Annotated in this window: 1 protein-coding gene; it reads left to right on the top strand. The window is 41.9% G+C overall.

The window, feature by feature from the left end; genetic code table 11:
* The first annotated feature begins 103 nt into the window (after positions 1-103).
* Positions 104-1234, top strand: coding sequence for an actin (locus tag EK369_RS22730; protein ID WP_127116270.1), 1131 nt, complete (start codon positions 104-106; stop codon positions 1232-1234).
* Positions 1235-1741 lie beyond the last annotated feature (507 nt).

The raw sequence follows: 1741 nt of genomic DNA, 5'->3' as shown, positions 1-1741 counted from the left end.
CTGTGATACACGGTGCAGCACGACCCTTAGCTGTTTCCTAGAAGTTAACTTTTGTATATATTTAACTCGTAGTTTGTGTGGTAAAATACAGTATTAATTCAACATGTGTGACGAAGAAGTTGCCGCATTGGTCGTAGACAATGGATCCGGTATGTGCAAAGCCGGTTTTGCAGGAGACGATGCCCCAAGAGCCGTCTTTCCTTCGATCGTGGGTCGTCCTCGTCATCAGGGCGTAATGGTTGGTATGGGCCAAAAGGATTCCTACGTAGGCGACGAAGCTCAAAGCAAAAGAGGTATCCTCACTCTGAAATATCCTATTGAACACGGTATTGTAACCAACTGGGATGATATGGAGAAGATCTGGCATCATACATTCTACAATGAACTCCGTGTTGCTCCCGAAGAACATCCCGTTCTTCTTACAGAAGCTCCACTTAATCCTAAGGCTAACCGAGAAAAGATGACTCAAATTATGTTTGAAACCTTCAACACACCAGCCATGTACGTCGCTATCCAAGCTGTACTATCCTTATACGCATCTGGTCGTACAACCGGTATTGTTTTGGACTCTGGTGATGGTGTTTCCCACACAGTACCCATTTATGAAGGTTATGCTTTGCCTCATGCTATCCTTCGTCTGGATTTGGCCGGCCGCGACTTGACTGACTACCTCATGAAGATCCTTACCGAAAGAGGATATTCCTTCACCACAACCGCCGAAAGGGAAATCGTAAGAGACATTAAAGAAAAACTTTGCTACGTTGCCTTAGACTTCGAACAAGAAATGGCAACAGCAGCCAGCTCCAGCTCATTGGAAAAGAGCTACGAACTTCCCGATGGTCAAGTCATCACCATTGGTAATGAGAGATTCCGTTGCCCAGAAGCTCTCTTCCAACCATCCTTCTTGGGTATGGAAGCTGCCGGTATCCATGAAACTACATACAACTCCATCATGAAGTGTGACGTCGACATCCGTAAGGACTTATACGCCAATACCGTACTTTCTGGAGGTACCACCATGTACCCTGGCATCGCCGATCGTATGCAGAAGGAGATTACAGCTCTTGCTCCATCCACCATGAAGATCAAGATCATTGCACCACCTGAAAGGAAATATTCCGTATGGATTGGCGGATCCATTTTGGCTTCTCTCTCCACCTTCCAGCAAATGTGGATTTCCAAACAGGAATACGACGAATCTGGCCCATCAATTGTCCACAGGAAGTGCTTCTAAACTTCTTTGACATCTACTAAGGGTCGTATTGATCACCACAACAATCCATTTATCGCGTAACAAAAAATATATAATTACTTTTTCAATTCCAATTCACATAAACATTCCAACATAATTAAAGCCGCAACTTAACGGTTATACATCGTCATGGCTTCCATGTTGCTCCGGTGCCCTGTTATTTTTCTTTTATCGAACTGCCATTTATTTTATTTTCATATTGTCCGCGTTCGTTTTTTCTTTTTGTGCGTTTGAAGTTGAATTTTGCACTTGTATAAATATGAAATAAACCGACATGTATAATAAGCAAGAAGGGAATTGATGTAGAAAAAAGAAAAGGACGAGCGCGAGACAGTGGCACACGTGAATAATGATTTATTTTTTCGCGCACTACTAGGCCAAAGTATTATTACTACTTTCTTAACATTTATTTTTTGTAATAATGATAATTTATTCCCTGTGTGCAAGACTATTATTACTTTAGGCTATTATTATGGGATAGTAAAAAAT

This window comes from Shimia sediminis, from assembly GCF_003990645.1.
GTDB classification, from domain to species: domain Bacteria; phylum Pseudomonadota; class Alphaproteobacteria; order Rhodobacterales; family Rhodobacteraceae; genus Shimia; species Shimia sediminis.
Note: the sequence above shows the minus strand (reverse complement) of the source record. Positions and strands in the feature narration are given on the sequence as shown.

Coding starts and splice junctions, on each gene's coding strand:
- EK369_RS22730 (WP_127116270.1), top strand. CDS start 104: ATGTGTGACGAAGAAGTTGCCGCATTGGTCGTAGACAATGGATCCGGT.